We start from the raw sequence: 16429 nt of genomic DNA, 5'->3' as shown, positions 1-16429 counted from the left end.
CTATATTCAGGGGTTATAGTGAAAATGAACAGTCATTTGCCGACACGGCATCAGAAATTCAATAAGCCAATGTTGCAGTTATTAACTGCCGTGACATTTTCTTTAATGTTACCGCATGTGAATGCTGCTGAGGTCACAAAGAGTGCCAAACTTGCAACATCGGTTGAATACGACTCAAATCCATCTTTGTCAGGCACGACAAAAAATCCTGTCTGGATTTATACACTTACTCCACAATTTCAGTTGGATATCACTGACGAAGTTAACCGGTGGTTCTTAGATACCGCCTTTTTGGTTCAAAGATATTCAAATGAGAAGGTTCTTGTTAATCGAGATGATCCTAGAGTCATGCTTGGTTGGGATCGTACTTATGAATCTGGTATGTATGGAATTAAAGCTGAGTATCAGGAAAGCTCCTCTCGTGTTGACGAACTAAAAAGTACGGGTGAATTTTCAAGTTTGAACAATACAGAAAAAAGTAAAGTGCTGGCTGCAAAATGGCAGCATGCGATAAGTCCTCGATGGAGTATTCTAACCGATGGTGGTTACAAGGATGTTGCTTTTACTGTTCCTGGTGTTCTTATTAACTATTCAATCGCTGATATCAAATCTCAGTTGTCCTATGCAAACTCTGAAAAACTTGAGACTTATACTCAGTTAGGTTTTTCTCAGTTGCGTCCAGAAAGAGATTATGAGAATACTGACTTGGCTCAATTGATGGTAGGTGCAAATTATCAGGTTAGCCAAGGCTTAACGTTGTCGTCTCGTGCTGGTGTTTACAGTCTTTCAGGTCGCCAATCAGATTCTGACTGGCAAGCTGGCATAAAGGCAGAAAAAACAACTGAACGTGCGAATTACAGTGTGGGATTAAGTCGTGATATTGTCGCCTCAGGTGTTGGCGGTTTTCGAAAGGCTGACTCTTTACAGGCTATGTGGAACTTCAATGTTTCAGAGCGCAACTTTGTAGGTGCTGAGTATCAGTTGGATAGGTACAAGAAAGACGCAAGCGTACTCGTAGACAAGTTCAAATTTCAACAATTCCTTGCGTTTTATGATCGTATCTTAACTGATCATTGGAAAGCTAGACTGTCTGCTGCACGTAAGGAAACAGACTCTCCTGCAACCAGTGCTCAATCCAATGTCATAGGCGTTTCGCTGGTATATGACACACTAAGTTTTTAAATAATAAAGGTACCAAAAGCTAATGGCTATAGAACGAGAAATGTCGCTTAATGATTATGTGAATATCATTAAGCGTAGATTGCCTTATGTTATCGGATTTTTTCTATTGGTGTTTTTGGCTGCAATTGCTGTTGCCCTTAAACTTCCGCCAGTCTATCAATCTACAGGCACTATACTTATTGAATCGCAACAAGTTCAATCCGATTTGGCAAAAGAAAAATATGCTACGGATCGTTTTGAAGCGCTTAAGCAAATTGTGCTTAGCAAAGAAAATCTATTCAATATTGCACAAAAATACCAGTTATATGGCCTGGAAAAAAACCCTAAAATATCTCCAACAATCATAGTCCAGTCCACAAGACCAAATATTATGGTCGATTTGTTGAGAGCAGATGCTGGTCAATGGGGTGAAAAGGCGACGTTTGCCTTTCAGGTGGCTTTTAAACACTACGATTCTGACGAAACCTATAATGTTACCAATGACTTGGTTCAACTGTTCTTGGATGAAAATGACAGGGCTAGCAAAGAACGTGTCACTGAAACAGCCGATTTTTATAGTAAAGAAGCTGAAAAACAGAAAATAATTTTAGAGAATGTCGAAAAAGAAATTTCCCGCTACAAGCAAACGCATTCACACTCACTTCCAGAAAACAAGGAAATGCAAATCGGAAGTTTAGAACGCCTGGAAAATGACTTGAGAGCTACACAGCGGGAATACAGTACAACACAGGCGGAACTGCGCTCTTTAGATGTAAGTTTGGAGTCTGCAAAAGCTGGCATAGGGTTAACTGGTTTGCAAGATCAAGCATCAGGCGCCACGGAGCTTGATAAATTAAAATCTGAATTAGCTAAACAGAGCAGTTTATATAGTGAAAATCACCCCTCTATACGTGCGCTCCAGCGCAGAATAGACACTCTTGAAAAAAATGGATCACCTGAGCCAGTTAAAACTGTAACTACTCAGTCCGTTATGGTGGCTAAAGTGCAGGCGCAAATCGATACTGCCAATGCACGCCTCAAATCACTTGAAGCAGATGAAAGAAACATTCGCGCAAAAATCAATCAGATAGAAGGACGCGTGATGCAAAGCTCCCAAACTGAAGGCGCCCTTAGCACTCTGCTAAGGGATTATGATAATGCCAAGGTTGCTTATGCGGAAATTAAAGCTAAATTAGATAACTCTAAGATAGCCAAAAATATTGAGATGGAAAACAAAGGTGAGCGTTTTGTCTTAATCGAAGCGCCTCTTTTACCTGAAAAACCGATAAAACCAAATCGTATATTGATTATACTTGCTGGATTTTTTGGTGCTATTGTAGCTGCAATCGGTTTGGCAGTTTTAATGGAGGCGTTTGATAAGCGTATTAGAGGAGTGGATCAATTGGCTGCAATTATGAAAATTCAGCCTATTGCTACAATCCCATATATAACGACTGAAGCAGAGTTGAAACAAAAGAAAACAGCTGTTTCCAATACCTTGAGAAGTGCATTTGTTCTTATACTACTTATTTTGTTATTTGTTCATTTTTTAGTGTCGCCACTGGATGTTACAGTTTCAAAGATTTTGGCTAAATTTTAGTGAAAGCGGTTTATGGAAAAGATTAAAGATGCTTTAGATAAAGCTAAAGTTAAGCAAACTGGTAGTAAGGCGCGGCAAGCAACTATAGTTCGTAATAAAGCTGGTAGCTTGTCTCAAGCTGATAACGAGCTTGAGTCGATTGTTTACAATAGCCAAAATGTAGTTCAATTAGATAGCGCACACTTAGAGAACCATCGAATTGTTGCTCAAAATAAACTTGATCCGACGAGCTGGGCTTTTGACTCATTGCGTACACAGGTTTTACAGAAAATGGAAGAAAACGATTGGCGTACAGTGGCAATTATTTCACCAACACCAAGTGCAGGTAAGTCAGTCGTTGCAATTAATCTAGCTATTAGTATTGCTCAACAGCCACAAAAAACTGCAATGCTCGTTGATTTTGATTTGCGCAAACCGCGTGTTGCTGAATACCTTGGGATTAAGCATGAAAAGTCTATTAATGACTTTATTGTAGGTAAAGCTGAATTGTCAGAAATAATTGTAAATCCTGGCATACCCCGTTTGACCGTAATCCCTACAAATAGTCCTGTATTAAAGTCATCTGAAACACTTTCATCTACTGGATTTCAAAAATTAATCATTGAGCTAAAAGAGAGATATGATTCACGGATTGTGATTTTTGATCTTCCACCAATTTTGAATGCTGATGATGCAATGGTGCTGTTGCCACAAGTTGATTGTGTATTGTTGGTATTAGGCGATGGTCTGCATACTGAGCCAGAAATAACTGAAACCATGAGGCTGCTAGCTAAATCCAATATACTGGGTGTGGTGGTTAACAGAACTGAAGTTGAACTTCGATCTTACTATTACTAATAGTCTAACTATTATTTAATATAACGCTATTTTAAGAATTTTAGTAAGAGAGGGTGATGTTTGTTCAGTCGTAGAGAATTTCTGTCAATAGTGGCTGTTCAGTCACTACTCTTAACTAGTTCCATTCCTAACTATTTACAAAAATCCCCTCTGATTTTGTCTGAGGTTGATACGCCTGAATTTATCATGGTTGGTGGCTGGATGTTGCTAAAAAGTGACTTACTTGACCCTGAAAGTTAGATAATATGTTTTTTGATATGAATACCTTCACTACAAACGCATCTATCAAATCGTATGATGTTTGTATTTGTGGGGCTGGTCCTGCTGGTATAACGATTGCCAGAATGTTGGCTAAAGCAGGTAAGACTGTTGCTCTTTTAGAAGGTGGCAGTCTTGAATATACTGAGGCTTCACAAAATCTATATCATGGTAAAAGTGTTGGTCTTGTTAACTGGGACGCAGTTAGCAATTGCAGGCTAAGATATTTTGGTGGTACTTCAAATCATTGGGGAGGAAGATGCTCATTTCTTGATAACATAGATTTTGAGCAGCGCGATTACTTTGGTATGCCAGGTTGGCCAGCTGGTAGCAGAGATGAAATATTTAAGCACCTTGACACCGCCTGTTCAATTTTGGATTTGCCTAAAAATGCATTTCGCGGGCCTTCTAATGTTAAATTTAAGGGAACAAACTTCAGGTTGTCTGAAAAGGAGTTTAGCCCGCCAACGCGTTTTAAGTCTAAATATCTTGAAGAACTTCAGCGCTCGGATAAAATCGACTTATTTATTAATGCAAATATAACGAACATCAAATTACATGATAATTTAGGTTCAGTAAGTATATTTGAAGTTCAAAATTATAATGGTGGAAAATTTCCATTCACAGCAAAAAAATTCGTGCTTGCATCAGGTGCGATTGAAAATGCCAGGTTGTTATTAAATTCTGATAAGCAAATGAAGCGTGGGGTTGGCAATCAATACGACATGGTTGGCCGTTGCTTTATGGAGCATTTCAATGTTGAGCTTGGCCGGTTCGTTGTAGAGGACCACAAGATTTGGGAGGAGGGTGTGGTTCAATTAAATCCAACTGAATCCCTGATGAAAAGCCGGCACATTGGAAATGCAGTATTAGACTTTAATGCAAACATGCATAAAGAAAGTTACGGTAGGTTGCGTAAGCTTAAAGACTCCGCTCGAGACTTAGTCTGCAAGTCTGAGAAACTTACTGATTTATCAAGGAAGCTGGTGGATTTTGATTGTAATGGTGATGGTGTCATTACTAGTCTGATTGAGCAGACGCCTAATTTAGAAAGCAGAATAACACTAGATTCGGAAAAAGATATGTTTGGCATGCGCAGAGTGATTCTAAACTGGAAACCTAATAGTGCTGACAACCTGACAATTCGAACCCTTGGACGAGAAGTCGCTAAAGAATTAGCCAGAGCAGGAATAGCAAGAGTCCAGCTGGCAGATTTTATTCTGGATGAATCTATTAAAATTAGAGATTACGGACATCACTGTCATCAAATGGGTACTACTCGCATGTCTGTTGACCACAAAGTGGGTGTAGTTGATATAAACCAGCGTGTACATGGGATTGATAATTTATACATAGCCGGAAGCAGCGTTTTTCCAACAGGCGGTGGTTGCAATCCAACACTGACTATAGTGATGATGTCCTTGCGCTTGGGAAATCACATTGCACAGGCCTTGTAAATTAAATTACTCTGTCATAAATAGCCAGTAAGTTCCCATAGATTTATCTAGCTTAATAACATACTGTCCATTTTTATATGAAATTGGTAGCTCCTGTTTTTTCTGATTGATGTCGCGCTTGAACAGTTTCAGTCCTTTGGTAGCCTTGATTAAGAGCTGACCTTCTACAGGTTCAGAAAGAAAAGGGAGTTGCCCCTCATTTTCTGGTATGGAGCGTGCAGCAAGGCTAATCATAATGTTTTTTGATTTATTGATTGGCATGCCATCTATACTTTGTACTGCAATAGAGGCGTTGCGGGTAGAAGCTGTAACTTCGATATCAGCCAGTGAGAATTTTTCTCCACCAACCCAGCCCATTACTGCCTGAGTCTTGTCTGTGTTGATTATCATTTGTCCTTTATCCCAGTTACGCTTTAGTTCCCCAGTATCTGAAGTTGCTTCTGTAGCTTCGTCAGCTATTAAAGAGGTGCGCTTATCCTTGTAAACTTTTGCAGATGCTGGAATGTTACTTTTTTGTAGCCAAGGCAGCTCTTCAGTTGCAGGCATGCTGATCGCTAGCTTACCTAACTCAGCAGCAGTCCTAATGAAGGCTGAATTAGTAGGTGAGATGTCAGTGTTAAATAAATCTTTCCCGGGATTTAGCACATAAGTTGTTTTGGCTTCCTGAACATCACCTCGACGGTACATCAATGCTGCAGCAGGCATGGTCGCCAGCATGGCGGGATCGTTATAGGCATGCCAGTTAGAAGGTTTTCCTTCCCACTTGTTTGGCTCACGAAGTGCTTCTTGCGAATAGGCGTATTGCATCATCGCGTCCCAGCCTTGCAGACCCGCTTGGCTTGCCACGTAAAGGGGTAAAGTATGCCTGTCAGGCAATGGAAAAGGCTCGGCATTCCACTCGGTAACACTCATGGGTTTGCCCAAAACTTGGGCAGCAGCCAGCCAGTGCGTCAGATTGGCGGCAAATAGCGGATTTTGTTCTAATGCACCATATCCCTGATAAGCGTGCGCATCTATTATATCTCCTGATGTAAGTGCGGGTAGGGCGCTTAGAGGGTTTCCACCCCATGTACTAGTAGTAACGATTGGAACTTTGACACCTAAGTCACGGAGCTGTTTAATCATGACAACGTTAAACTGATGCTCAAGATTATTCAGAAATAACTTTGATGGTCCATGTTCCCAAGAGCGCCAGGTTTTATCTTTAGGTAGATTGCTTGCTTTGGCAAATCTTTCAGAGGCGGCCATATAGAGTTTACTATGGTAGTCTACATTTTTATCAGGTAGCAAGCCGTTGCCAAAGTGATTAGTAACATCATTTTCATTAGTGATTAATAAAGCTGCAATAGCGGGCTCATCAACATATCTGGTATTGGTATACTTGTTACGATGCCCTGCGTAGGCCTCAGTGAATGCTTGCATAGCTTTTTGTATGGATGGATTCACATAGTTATAGCCCTTGAGGTCGACATCGGGTTTTCCTTTGGCGATTTCATCAAAAGCTGAAATTGCATCTCCAGCTTTCAATTTTCTTTCTACATGCAAATCCAGCCAGACGTAGATTCCTTCATCTTTAAGGCACTTGATCCACCAATCTAACTTTTCCATTGATTCAGGATTAATGGTTTTAGTGTTATTTAATTGTTGAGAGCCAAATATATTGGGTTCAACCCATGACGAGTCATGGTGGTGTAGGCGAACCAGATTGAATCCAAGTTCTGAAAGCCGCCTAGCCTGTAACTTTACATTCTCTTTAGAGGTGTTAAATAATGCGTAGGCACTGATATTAGTGCCCCAGAATTTTGCGATAGAACCATCTTCATAAGTTAATTGATCACCCTTGGCTTTAACAAAGCCACGTTTCCCAGCGGGACGTTCAGGTTCATTTAAGAATGACAGGTCAACTGGAGACGTTTTCCAGTTCAGTATATTTCGAGTCCAGTTTGATTTATCTTCACCCCCAAAACGCTCAGTTAATGTTGGTGTAATGACCATGTCACCTGTTAAGGTTAGCGTAGCTTGGTAGCTGCGTTTGCCGGCAGGAATATTTCCGTTGTAAAAATAGACTCGCAGCTCATTTTTATTGCCTCTTTCAAAAAAAATAGTAGCAGGTTTTGGGTTAAAGCGCATTTCAATGCGGCTTTTGCCTTCACCCCAAGTCCAGCCGCTATTGTCTGCGAGTATTTTAGGGTTCCCAAGTTCCTGACCAAAATTATCGATGTCGAAGCTAAATGAAATTCCGCCACCAACGACATCTTTTCGACTTTTTTTAGCATCCAGTTCAATATCCCAAAGCATATGTTGATTCGAAACTTTGGAAATATTGGCATTAATATCAAAGCCCAGTGTTTTATTGGAGCCCTTAAGAATATATTGGCCTGGGCTTGTGACTTTTAAATTAGACTCCAGCTCGGTCCAGCCCCAATTTTTATCGAAAAAGATAAAGGAGGAAGACATGACACCATTCCCGCCTTTGGATAATTCAGGGAGGCCGCTATCTCCATTTAATCTAACATTCCAAGCACTTGCAGCAAGGCTGTGAGTCGATGTTAGCAATGCTATCAACAAGCTGATAAAACATGCTTTTGACAAGACGGAGAAAGGTTTCATTCGGCGATATCCTTTTAGTCGAAGACTCAAATTTTATGATTCAATTTTTTAAGGCGAGACGAGATGTAGGTAATGCAGTATGCTCAGCTTCGCTTGAAGCTTCAGCAGTCTCTGGCGCGCTTAAAAGGCGGGCATATGCAATTCCCAGACCGGCGATTGCCCAATAAATAATTGGAATCAATAAAATACTACTAACCGTGAATATAGTAACCAGAATACCTATCTGGCATGAAATTAAAGTGCGGCCAAACAAATACGGCTGACTTTTTTTATCGGATATTCTTTTCATTTTTTTATAAATTGATAATAAAACTAACCAGAAAAATCCAATAAACAGCATTAAACCAACTATTCCATCCTTAAGCACCACGTCCAAATATGAGTTGACGACGTCGACGATGCCTTCACCCTGAACCATTTCGAGGTTGGCTAATTCATCACGATATTTTACTGAACCAAAAATCGGGTAGCGTTTGAATACTATGATGGCGTTATCCAGAAGTTTCACGCGATAATCGATGTTTTCTTTTTCAGTAGACCCTACAAATGGCAGTAAATTGATTATTTTCTGACCACCTGGAATCACTCCTAGTAAGGGGAGCGAAACTAACATAGCCAACCCCAACATGGATAATCGTTTTATTGCATATGGGCCAGTAGCAATAAAAACAATGATGATAGCGGCAGCTCCAACCCAAGGCCCGCGAGATAACGGGGCGTATAATCCTGCTAGAATCAGTACCAAGCCTAGAGTCCTTAGTGTTCTGCTTTTGATAGATTTTGCCATGAATAGGTAGAAACCCAAGGTAATCGCCATGACATAACCGAGTACGATTGGTTGTCCGAGCGAGGCCATTGCCCGAAGATTGTCACCGCGCCCAAGATAGCTTCCCATAGACCACTTAATTTGCCACACATCTGCAAGGGAAGAGTAAAGCAACCAGAATTTTCCATACTCAAAAACAGCGATGACTCCCGCCAGTAGGCCTGCAATTGTGAATGCAACGAAGACCTCTTTCAACTGCTGATAATTTTTTATTCCCCGACTAGCGACATAATATGGCAAGAAAATATCAGTAAAGTTATACAATGCTCCCCGCAGCATATCTGTGAATGAGGTATCGCGCATTAACAGTGCGACAGTTAATACCATATACGTTAAAAGCAGCTTATCGGGCCAATTTTTACCAAAGGCTAATGCGCCCGGTTTCTTGCGTAAGTGCAGGTAAGCAGGAAGAAGAATCGTAAGAGAGAGAAGTCTCACGTAGTCTAATGAGAACAGAAAGTTTACCAAGCCAAAACCAGGTATATCCTCACTGATTCTTGGCGCTGCAAACAGTAAAATAACAAAAAGTGCGAATGGATTTTGCTCACGTTTTGTAAAATACAAAATACACAATGTACTTACAATGACGAATATCCAAAAATTACCAGCCAAAAAAGCTACCAGGGTGATAGCAAACCAAGCATTACGCCAACGATTGAATTGCTGAGTTGATATGAAAGGTTTTGCAGCCTTTTTGGAAAAGTAGAACGTGAAAATTGCGATTACAAGAATAACTACGAGTGCCCTGATGTGTTCTGGCATAATATTTGCTTTTATAATTAAATATTAATGAAGTATCTGCGTGGTCTGCGTTTGCAGACTAACAAAAAATATATATAACATGAGCATTGTAACAATTTTATGAAAAAACCAGAGCTTTTAACTCTAAAAAAACGGGCAATCAATTCAGGACTTTGGGTCAGTGTCAGTTATGGAGCCCAGCAAGTATTACGCTTTGGATCGAATCTGATATTAACAAGGCTTTTGTTCCCAGAAGCTTTTGGTTTAATGGCTATTATGCAGGCGGTCATGATTGGTTTGACTATGATGTCAGACATTGGCATTCAGCCCAGCATTGTTCAAAATAAAAGAGGGAATGAGGCCAGTTTCCTTAATACCGCCTGGACCATTCAAGTGATTCAGGGCTTGGTAATTTTTCTTGTTGTCTTAGTAACAGCGCCTTTTTTTGCCGAATTTTATCATGAGCCTCTACTGATGCAATTGTTGCCTGTTGTAGGTTTAGGTGCAGTGATTGCCGGGTTCAACTCAACAAAATTAGCTACAGCAAATCGCGAGTTGTATATGGCTAAGGTGACGATGATAGAAATCGTCACCTATGTGATCAGTCTAATCACAATCATATTGTTTGCTTGGCTGTACAAATCAGTATGGGCGCTAGTGTGGGGAACATTGCTCGGCGGGCTTTTAAAAATGCTGGCTAGCCATTATATGTTGCCTGGCAATCGAAATCATTTCGCATGGGAGCAGGCTTCAGTGAAAGCGCTTTTTGGCTTTGGCAGCTGGATTTTTGTCAGTTCAGCACTTACTTTTCTTGCAGGTGAAGGAAATAAGTTGTTTGTTGCGAAACTGCTAGATGTCAATATGTTAGCGTTTTATACGCTTGCCAGTACGATGAGTTTAATTTTCTGGCAATCTATTTTACAATTGTCTGGCAAAATTCTGCTTCCTGCCTATTCTGAAGTATTGCGCAACAATCCATATCGTATTCATAACGTCATGACAAAAACGCGCCTAGTGATGATTATCCCCAGTTGGATATGTGCGCTATTTTTTGTGTTTTATGGTGATCAATTTATGTGGTTACTCTATGACGATCGTTATAGAGAGTCAGGGGTCATGCTGCGTATTCTGGCGATGGGTTCACTAGCCGGAATTGTTGGAGGTTCCTACGCAGGTATTCTTTTGGCCAAGGGCTTGGTACGTTCAAGTACGGCGTTATTAGCACTTCAGATTGTGGTTCAGGTTATTGCTATTCTAATCGGACATCACTTTTATCAAGAGTATGGTGTCGTAATTGCCTTAGCTTCGGTTAGCTGGTTAATGTACCCGGCTTATACCTATGTGCATATCAAGGCTGGTTTATGGCAACCAAAAATTGATCTTCCAATATTAGCTTTATCTTCGATTATTATTTTTTTTGCATCAATGAGTCTTAAATATGTCTGAAGTTAGCTTGAGTGATGGTATTACGGAGAAGGGTAATGCCCCGATTATTTCTGTGAATATGCCTGTCTATAATTGTGCTGTCTACCCCACTGAAGCTATTGAGAGTATTCTCAATCAGACTTTTCAGGATTTTGAGTTGATTATTTGTAATGACGGATCAACTGATCATTCGCTGAAGATTGCCAAGACATACGCTGCAAAAGATAGCAGAATCAGCATAATAACAAGAGAGAACCTTGGAATAGTCGCGACTCGCAACGAGATGCTTGCGCATTCTAGAGGAAAGTTTATTGCAGTATTGGATTGCGATGATGTCGCGCTGCCTAATCGTTTTGCACTTCAGGTCAAATATCTGGAAGAGCATCCTGATGTTGTCTGTGTGGGAGGAGACACACGGTTAATTGATGGCAAGGGACGCTATCTGACAACTCTTTTGCATATCAGAGGTAATGAAGCAATTAATGAGTCTGCCTTGGCTGGAAACGGTGCTATTACTCACTCCTGTGCCATGATGCGCAGTGATATAATGAGAAGCGTTGGTGGTTATGACCCAGAGAGAAATTTGGTAGAAGATTTGGATATGTGGCTACGACTTGGTGAACTTGGAAAGCTTGAAAACATTGCAGAGCCGATTGTTAAATATCGTTTGCATGCTAAGTCAGCCAGCGAGCTAAATGGATTAAAGCAAAGACAGGCTGCAAAACGAGCTTGTGAGGCGGCATCCAAAAGAAGAGGTATCGCGTGCCAATATAATTCTGGCGAACTTTGGCGCCCTGCTTCGGATACCGATTCTAAACATAAGTTTATGCTGCAATATGGCTGGTGGGCCTGGATCAATAAAGAGTACAAAACTGCAGCTATCTATAGCCTGAAAGCGCTAAAGTTAAAGATGCTGAATAAGGAGGGGTGGAGATTGTTAGTCTGCGCTCTTTTTAAGAGGAAATGAATTTAAACATTCTTGATTATCTTTATTAAATTCAACATTATTTTTAATTAACCGTTTCTAATTATTAGGTATTTTGTCTATGAGTAATAATATTAACAAACTGGCAGCGAGTGTGATTTTTCCAGTTTACAACGCAGGGGAGTATCTTGATGCGGCCATTGAATCAATCTTATCGCAGACTTTCAAGGACTTTGAACTATTGTTGCTGAACGATGGTAGTACCGATGGCTCGTTAAGTCGATTGGAATATTATGCCGCTCAGGACTCACGTTGTAAGGTGTTTACATCAGCCAATCGTGGTCTGGTCGGTACATTAAACGAAGGCATTCGTTTGGCTGCCGGTGATATTTTGTTCAGAATGGACCAAGATGATATTTCACTTCCAGACAGGTTTGAAAAACAGATGCGTTATCTCGCTGAACATCCTGAATGTGTGCTGGTTGGCTCAAGAGTATTGCTGATAGACCCGGATGGCATGCCGATCATGGAAATGGGCGATCGCATGAAGCACGAAGATATTGATGAAGGGCTAAGCTGGGGTGGTGCGTTTATATTTCATCCGGCGGTGGCGATGCGTAAATCTGCTGTGCAGCTGATAGGTGGTTACCGAGCTGAATACGAGTATGCAGATGACCTGGATTTGTTCTTAAGGATGGCTGAGGTTGGCAGGCTGGCTAATTTGCCTGATGTGCTGGTACGCTACAGACAGCATACTTCAAGCATGAGCTATGCTGGGCGGGATCGGCAGTTTAAGTCCATACTTGCAGCGACAGCAGATGCACGCCGCAGAAGAAATCAAGACGTCGATGCCGTCCCTGCCGGAATGTGGTCAGCTAAAGCAGCAGTTTCTACGATTTCTGATGTGCATCGCAAATGGGCTTGGTGGGCGCTGGCTAGCGGAAACCGTGCAACTGCACGAAAATATGCCTGGAAAGCCTTATTGAAAAATCCCTTTAGCTTTGAAAATATTAAGGTGTGCGCTTGCGTATTAAGAGGGTATTGACTACTTTTTTTTGTGGAGTTTAGAGAATTAATGTGATTGTAGATTCTTGATTTTTAAAGTATAAAAGTAGCAATATAATGGATTCTAAAGGATAGCGCTAATGAAGATATCTTTTGTTTTGCCCACAGTCGGTATGTCTGGCGGCATCAAGGTTGTGGCAATCTACGCAAAAATGTTGGCAGATAAAGGGCACGAGGTTGTGCTGGTTTCTCCTCCCCCGAAACAACTGAGTTTTTTTCGAAAAGTTAAATCCCTTTTAAAAGGCAGAGGCTGGCCCAAAGTTAATGTAGAAGCGTCTCATCTTGATGGGCTTGGTCTTAATCATATTGTGCTTGAAACATACAGACCAGCCACAGATAAAGATTTTCCTGATGCAGACGTCATTATTGCATCCTGGTGGGAGACAGCTGAGTGGGTTAATGCATTGAGTCAAACTAAAGGTGCTAAAGTTTATTTCATACAGCATCATGAGGTATTTGATTTCTTACCTATAGAGCGAGCAGCGGCAACCTACCGTTTGCCTTTGCATAAAATTGTAATTGCCAAATGGTTGCTTGATGTCATGAAAAATACCTATGGTGATCATACGGTAGATATTGTGCCGAATAGTGTTGACAGGCTGCAGTTTCATGCAGAACAAAGGGAAAAGCAGTCTGCCCCTACCGTCGGCTTCCTTTTTGCATATGCTGATTTCAAAGGCGTTGATGTTACTTTAGCCGCTATAAAAAAACTTAAAGAAAGTATGCCTAATCTCCGAGTTATAAGCTTTGGTTCATTTCCTCCAGATAACTTTCCACAGTGGGATGATGCGATTGAGTTTCAGCTTTCTCCAGCCCAGGACAAAATTAAAGCGCTTTATGCCCAATGTGATGTCTGGATAACAGCCAGTCGCACAGAAGGTTTTAATTTGCCAGCAATGGAGGCTATGGCCTGCAGGACACCAATTGTATCGACTAAGGCGGGCTGGCCAATGGAGTCAATTATTTCTTATGAAAACGGAGTTTTGACTGATGTTAATGATGTAACTGCCATTGCTGATGGTGCTAAATGGATATTGTCTTTAAGTCAGGATGGTTGGAAGCAGTTGTCAAAAAATGCTTATGAAACGCTTGCTGATAGTTCATGGGAGCATTCAGCGATGCTTTTTGAGGATGCGCTACACCATGCAATTTCCCGGCAATCGGAGAGAGAAATTTAATTTAGGGCAAATGATAATGAGAAAATTTTTACAAAAAATACTACGGCATTTCGCTTTTAAGAAGGGGCGTTTTGTCGGGCTTTATATAAGGCTGTGTCAGCCTGCAAATGATGAATTTGCAGAATTCCTCAAACAGCATGGAAAGTTATATGCTATTGGTGAAAACTGCAGGATTAATTATGGAGCTAACATAACAGACCCCGCTTACGTACAAATCGGTAACAATGTCACGCTTTCAGATTGTAGTTTGATTGGGCATGATGGTGTTGTAGGCATGTTAAATGTTGCTTATGGGATGAAGCTTGATTCGGTGGGGAAGATTGTAATTAAAGATAATGTGTTTATCGGGCATGGTGCTATTGTTCTTCCTAACGTGACCATAGGTCCTAATGCTATTGTTGCAGCAGGATCGGTCGTGACAAGAGATGTTGCTCCAGGCGATATAGTGGGTGGAGTTCCTGCAAAACCCATCGGTCGCACTAATGAGTTGGCAATTCGCTTGCAGGAGAAAACAGAAAAATTACCATGGAATCATATCATTCAAAAGCGAGACGCTGCTTATGATCCAAAAGTCGAGGCAGAGCTTGTCGCTATTAGAGTTAAATATTTTTATCCAGATAAATAAATATGGCGGATCACGTTTTTCCTATTTTTAATGAATGACTATTTCATGACTTTTTCGGACTCATGACTCGTACCAAAAGAAATACTTACCCCAGAGTGAACTTGTTCTATATAGCTGAGTAAAGCAAAGATAAAAAAGGATATTGCGTACATCTCGCTTGCTTCTTCAATTGTCATAAAGGCTAGGTACAAGAAATTGTCTGTATTACCAAAATAATCTGCACTGATGCCTGTGATGCCTTCAATTCCTAAAGCTGCCATAACATACCAGATACCGGCAATGAAGATTCTTTTAGTCGTTTCTTTTGGCAGGGAAAACAGGAATTTTAAAAAATATAATCCTACAACGAGGCTAATAATTGCATAGGGTATTATCCAGGAATATTTGAAAAATCCCAGATGGTCATGTCCAATTATCTCCTGAATTGGTGCAGTAATCTTTTCGTGGATCTCTAATATTTCTTCCAGGAACATAAAAAAGAACCCGCCTGATAATATCAGCCAGTACTTTCCATTTTTAAGATTTCTTTCCAAATACCAAACAAAACCAATAATTATTGAAGATAGAAGCAGCATGAATCCAGAAAAAATGGCGGGTATATTCATTTCTGAATCCAGATAGGTAAGTTCAGTACCAGGAAGGTAGATGTTAAAATACAGGTGAATAAACTGGCATAGTGTTCCGTAAAAAACAATGACCGACCAAATTAGAGCCAAAGTCGTTGCGACTTTAATGGGACTTATTTGTAAGGACTTAGTTTGACTGCTTGATAACGGATTCATAATTAATATTTCCTATTTTTTTAGTGTATTTGATAAACTTACTAACCAATTCAGCATATATTGCATGCACTTTAGCTAAGCCAAAGCTTTGCTGTTATGGGTAGTTGGATATGTTTGCATCCGTACTTAAGACCTATTGAAAAAGGGGCTAAGTGAAGTTGAATTCGTCATGGTAATCTTAGTAGAATAAATTCTGAATTCAAAATCTCAGAAGCGGTGAATGTAATGGTTCCCAGATGAGGTAAAAATTTAAATTTAGAAAATAAGTTTTTCAAGCGTGCCCGACAAGGACAAAGCAATAGCTTCCAACTCGAAATATTGAAGGGTTTTATCAAAACAGCTTTAATGCCATAAATAATTGTAGTTAAATATTCTTGACTGGAAAACGCCCACCAACCATAAAGTAATATGAAGCCGTGCTGGGAGTTTTTTTCATCGGTTGGCCTCCATCCCTTATTAGCTTCATATTTTCCTGAAATTCCTCTTCGCTTCCAGGCAGCTTCGCATGCTCTTTTTCCTGCCTCGCGTTGCGCAATACCATTTTTTTCACTTACAGATTTGCTATGTAGGCGATATTTAATTATCGGCTCTCGCAGATTTGCCAATTCTGCTTTTTCACCTAACCTAAGCCATAAATCAAGCTCTTCTACTAGCCCGTAATCTAAATCATACCCGCCGTTATCAATCAATATTTTTCTTCGGATCATTGCACTTGGATGTGATATTGCACAATGACCAGCTAAAATTTTACTTTGTATTTCTGCATCCGTTTCTGGATGTGTAAAAGTGGTGAGATATCTATTGAGCGACAATTATCTTGTCTGGTCTAGCGACAATTAACTTGTCTAGTTGATCTGATAGAGTTCTGCACAGCAAACCATAAGGAGGCGCTGTGTCAGGTAATCACATTTCAGATAAACAGGTTAATTTATATATGAC

Annotated in this window: 13 protein-coding genes; 9 read left to right on the top strand and 4 right to left on the bottom strand. The window is 40.5% G+C overall.

All coding sequences use genetic code 11. The annotated features are described in order from the left end of the window. The first annotated feature begins 18 nt into the window (after nt 1-18). The 4 genes from Q8J82_RS06375 (at nt 19) to Q8J82_RS06360 (ending at nt 5313) form a co-directional block, all read left to right on the top strand. Complete coding sequence (locus tag Q8J82_RS06375) at nt 19-1182, top strand: hypothetical protein (protein ID WP_304908421.1); 1164 nt, start codon at nt 19-21, stop codon at nt 1180-1182. A 22-nt stretch (nt 1183-1204) separates the two neighbouring features. Beyond that, nucleotides 1205-2761: a Wzz/FepE/Etk N-terminal domain-containing protein gene (locus Q8J82_RS06370; protein WP_304908422.1), complete on the top strand. Its 1557-nt coding sequence runs from the start codon at nt 1205-1207 to the stop codon at nt 2759-2761. Nucleotides 2762-2773: 12 nt separating this feature from the next. After that, on the top strand, nt 2774-3598 hold the full coding sequence (locus tag Q8J82_RS06365) for a CpsD/CapB family tyrosine-protein kinase (protein ID WP_304908423.1): 825 nt from the start codon (nt 2774-2776) through the stop codon (nt 3596-3598). 245 nt (nt 3599-3843) lie between these two features. After that, nucleotides 3844-5313, top strand: coding sequence for a GMC oxidoreductase (locus Q8J82_RS06360; RefSeq protein ID WP_304908425.1), 1470 nt, complete (start codon nt 3844-3846; stop codon nt 5311-5313). A 6-nt stretch (nt 5314-5319) separates the two neighbouring features. Here Q8J82_RS06360 and Q8J82_RS06355 read toward each other — a convergent pair whose 3' ends face one another. Both Q8J82_RS06355 and Q8J82_RS06350 read right to left on the bottom strand, forming a co-directional pair. Continuing rightward, entirely contained in the window at nt 5320-7923 is a 2604-nt protein-coding gene (locus Q8J82_RS06355) for a cellulase family glycosylhydrolase (protein WP_304908426.1), read from the bottom strand. 40 nt (nt 7924-7963) lie between these two features. Beyond that, complete coding sequence (locus Q8J82_RS06350; protein ID WP_304908427.1) at nt 7964-9511, bottom strand: O-antigen ligase; 1548 nt, start codon at nt 9509-9511, stop codon at nt 7964-7966. 99 nt (nt 9512-9610) lie between these two features. On the opposite strand from Q8J82_RS06350, the gene Q8J82_RS06345 reads away from it, so the two are divergent. The 5 genes from Q8J82_RS06345 (at nt 9611) to Q8J82_RS06325 (ending at nt 14708) form a co-directional block, all read left to right on the top strand. Next, the gene (locus Q8J82_RS06345; protein WP_304908428.1) at nt 9611-10936 is read left to right on the top strand and encodes an oligosaccharide flippase family protein; all 1326 of its coding nucleotides are present in this window, start codon (nt 9611-9613) and stop codon (nt 10934-10936) included. Then, a complete protein-coding gene (locus tag Q8J82_RS06340; protein WP_305327972.1) occupies nt 10929-11882 on the top strand; it encodes a glycosyltransferase in 954 nt (317 codons plus the stop codon). The genes Q8J82_RS06345 and Q8J82_RS06340 overlap by 8 nt, the downstream gene beginning before the upstream one ends. A 79-nt stretch (nt 11883-11961) precedes the next feature. Then, on the top strand, nt 11962-12885 hold the full coding sequence (locus tag Q8J82_RS06335; RefSeq protein WP_305327193.1) for a glycosyltransferase: 924 nt from the start codon (nt 11962-11964) through the stop codon (nt 12883-12885). A 100-nt stretch (nt 12886-12985) separates the two neighbouring features. Continuing rightward, complete coding sequence (locus Q8J82_RS06330) at nt 12986-14083, top strand: glycosyltransferase family 4 protein (RefSeq protein ID WP_305327192.1); 1098 nt, start codon at nt 12986-12988, stop codon at nt 14081-14083. Then, nucleotides 13980-14708, top strand: a complete 729-nt coding sequence (locus Q8J82_RS06325; protein ID WP_370867187.1) for a hypothetical protein — start codon at nt 13980-13982, stop codon at nt 14706-14708. The genes Q8J82_RS06330 and Q8J82_RS06325 overlap by 104 nt, the downstream gene beginning before the upstream one ends. A gap of 38 nt (nt 14709-14746) precedes the next feature. Here the strand turns inward: Q8J82_RS06325 and Q8J82_RS06320 are convergent, their stop codons facing one another. Next, nucleotides 14747-15490 (bottom strand): hypothetical protein, encoded by a 744-nt coding sequence (locus Q8J82_RS06320; protein WP_305253143.1) that lies wholly within the window; start codon nt 15488-15490, stop codon nt 14747-14749. Nucleotides 15491-15657: 167 nt separating this feature from the next. Beyond that, entirely contained in the window at nt 15658-16302 is a 645-nt protein-coding gene (locus Q8J82_RS06315; protein ID WP_305327971.1) for a hypothetical protein, read from the bottom strand. Nucleotides 16303-16429 lie beyond the last annotated feature (127 nt).

This window comes from Methylotenera sp. (assembly GCF_030684185.1).
In the GTDB taxonomy this organism is placed as follows: domain Bacteria; phylum Pseudomonadota; class Gammaproteobacteria; order Burkholderiales; family Methylophilaceae; genus Methylotenera.
This window is presented reverse-complemented; position numbering and strand designations above follow the sequence as displayed.

What these genes read in the sequence shown, in the direction of transcription:
- Q8J82_RS06360 (WP_304908425.1), top strand. Translation starts at nt 3,844, where the DNA reads ATGTTTTTTGATATGAATACCTTCACTACAAACGCATCTATCAAATCG.
- Q8J82_RS06365 (WP_304908423.1), top strand. Translation starts at nt 2,774, where the DNA reads ATGGAAAAGATTAAAGATGCTTTAGATAAAGCTAAAGTTAAGCAAACT.
- Q8J82_RS06340 (WP_305327972.1), top strand. Translation starts at nt 10,929, where the DNA reads ATGTCTGAAGTTAGCTTGAGTGATGGTATTACGGAGAAGGGTAATGCC.
- Q8J82_RS06320 (WP_305253143.1), bottom strand. Translation starts at nt 15,490, where the DNA reads ATGAATCCGTTATCAAGCAGTCAAACTAAGTCCTTACAAATAAGTCCC.
- Q8J82_RS06335 (WP_305327193.1), top strand. Translation starts at nt 11,962, where the DNA reads ATGAGTAATAATATTAACAAACTGGCAGCGAGTGTGATTTTTCCAGTT.
- Q8J82_RS06355 (WP_304908426.1), bottom strand. Translation starts at nt 7,923, where the DNA reads ATGAAACCTTTCTCCGTCTTGTCAAAAGCATGTTTTATCAGCTTGTTG.
- Q8J82_RS06370 (WP_304908422.1), top strand. Translation starts at nt 1,205, where the DNA reads ATGGCTATAGAACGAGAAATGTCGCTTAATGATTATGTGAATATCATT.
- Q8J82_RS06330 (WP_305327192.1), top strand. Translation starts at nt 12,986, where the DNA reads ATGAAGATATCTTTTGTTTTGCCCACAGTCGGTATGTCTGGCGGCATC.
- Q8J82_RS06345 (WP_304908428.1), top strand. Translation starts at nt 9,611, where the DNA reads ATGAAAAAACCAGAGCTTTTAACTCTAAAAAAACGGGCAATCAATTCA.
- Q8J82_RS06350 (WP_304908427.1), bottom strand. Translation starts at nt 9,511, where the DNA reads ATGCCAGAACACATCAGGGCACTCGTAGTTATTCTTGTAATCGCAATT.
- Q8J82_RS06325 (WP_370867187.1), top strand. Translation starts at nt 13,980, where the DNA reads ATGCTTATGAAACGCTTGCTGATAGTTCATGGGAGCATTCAGCGATGC.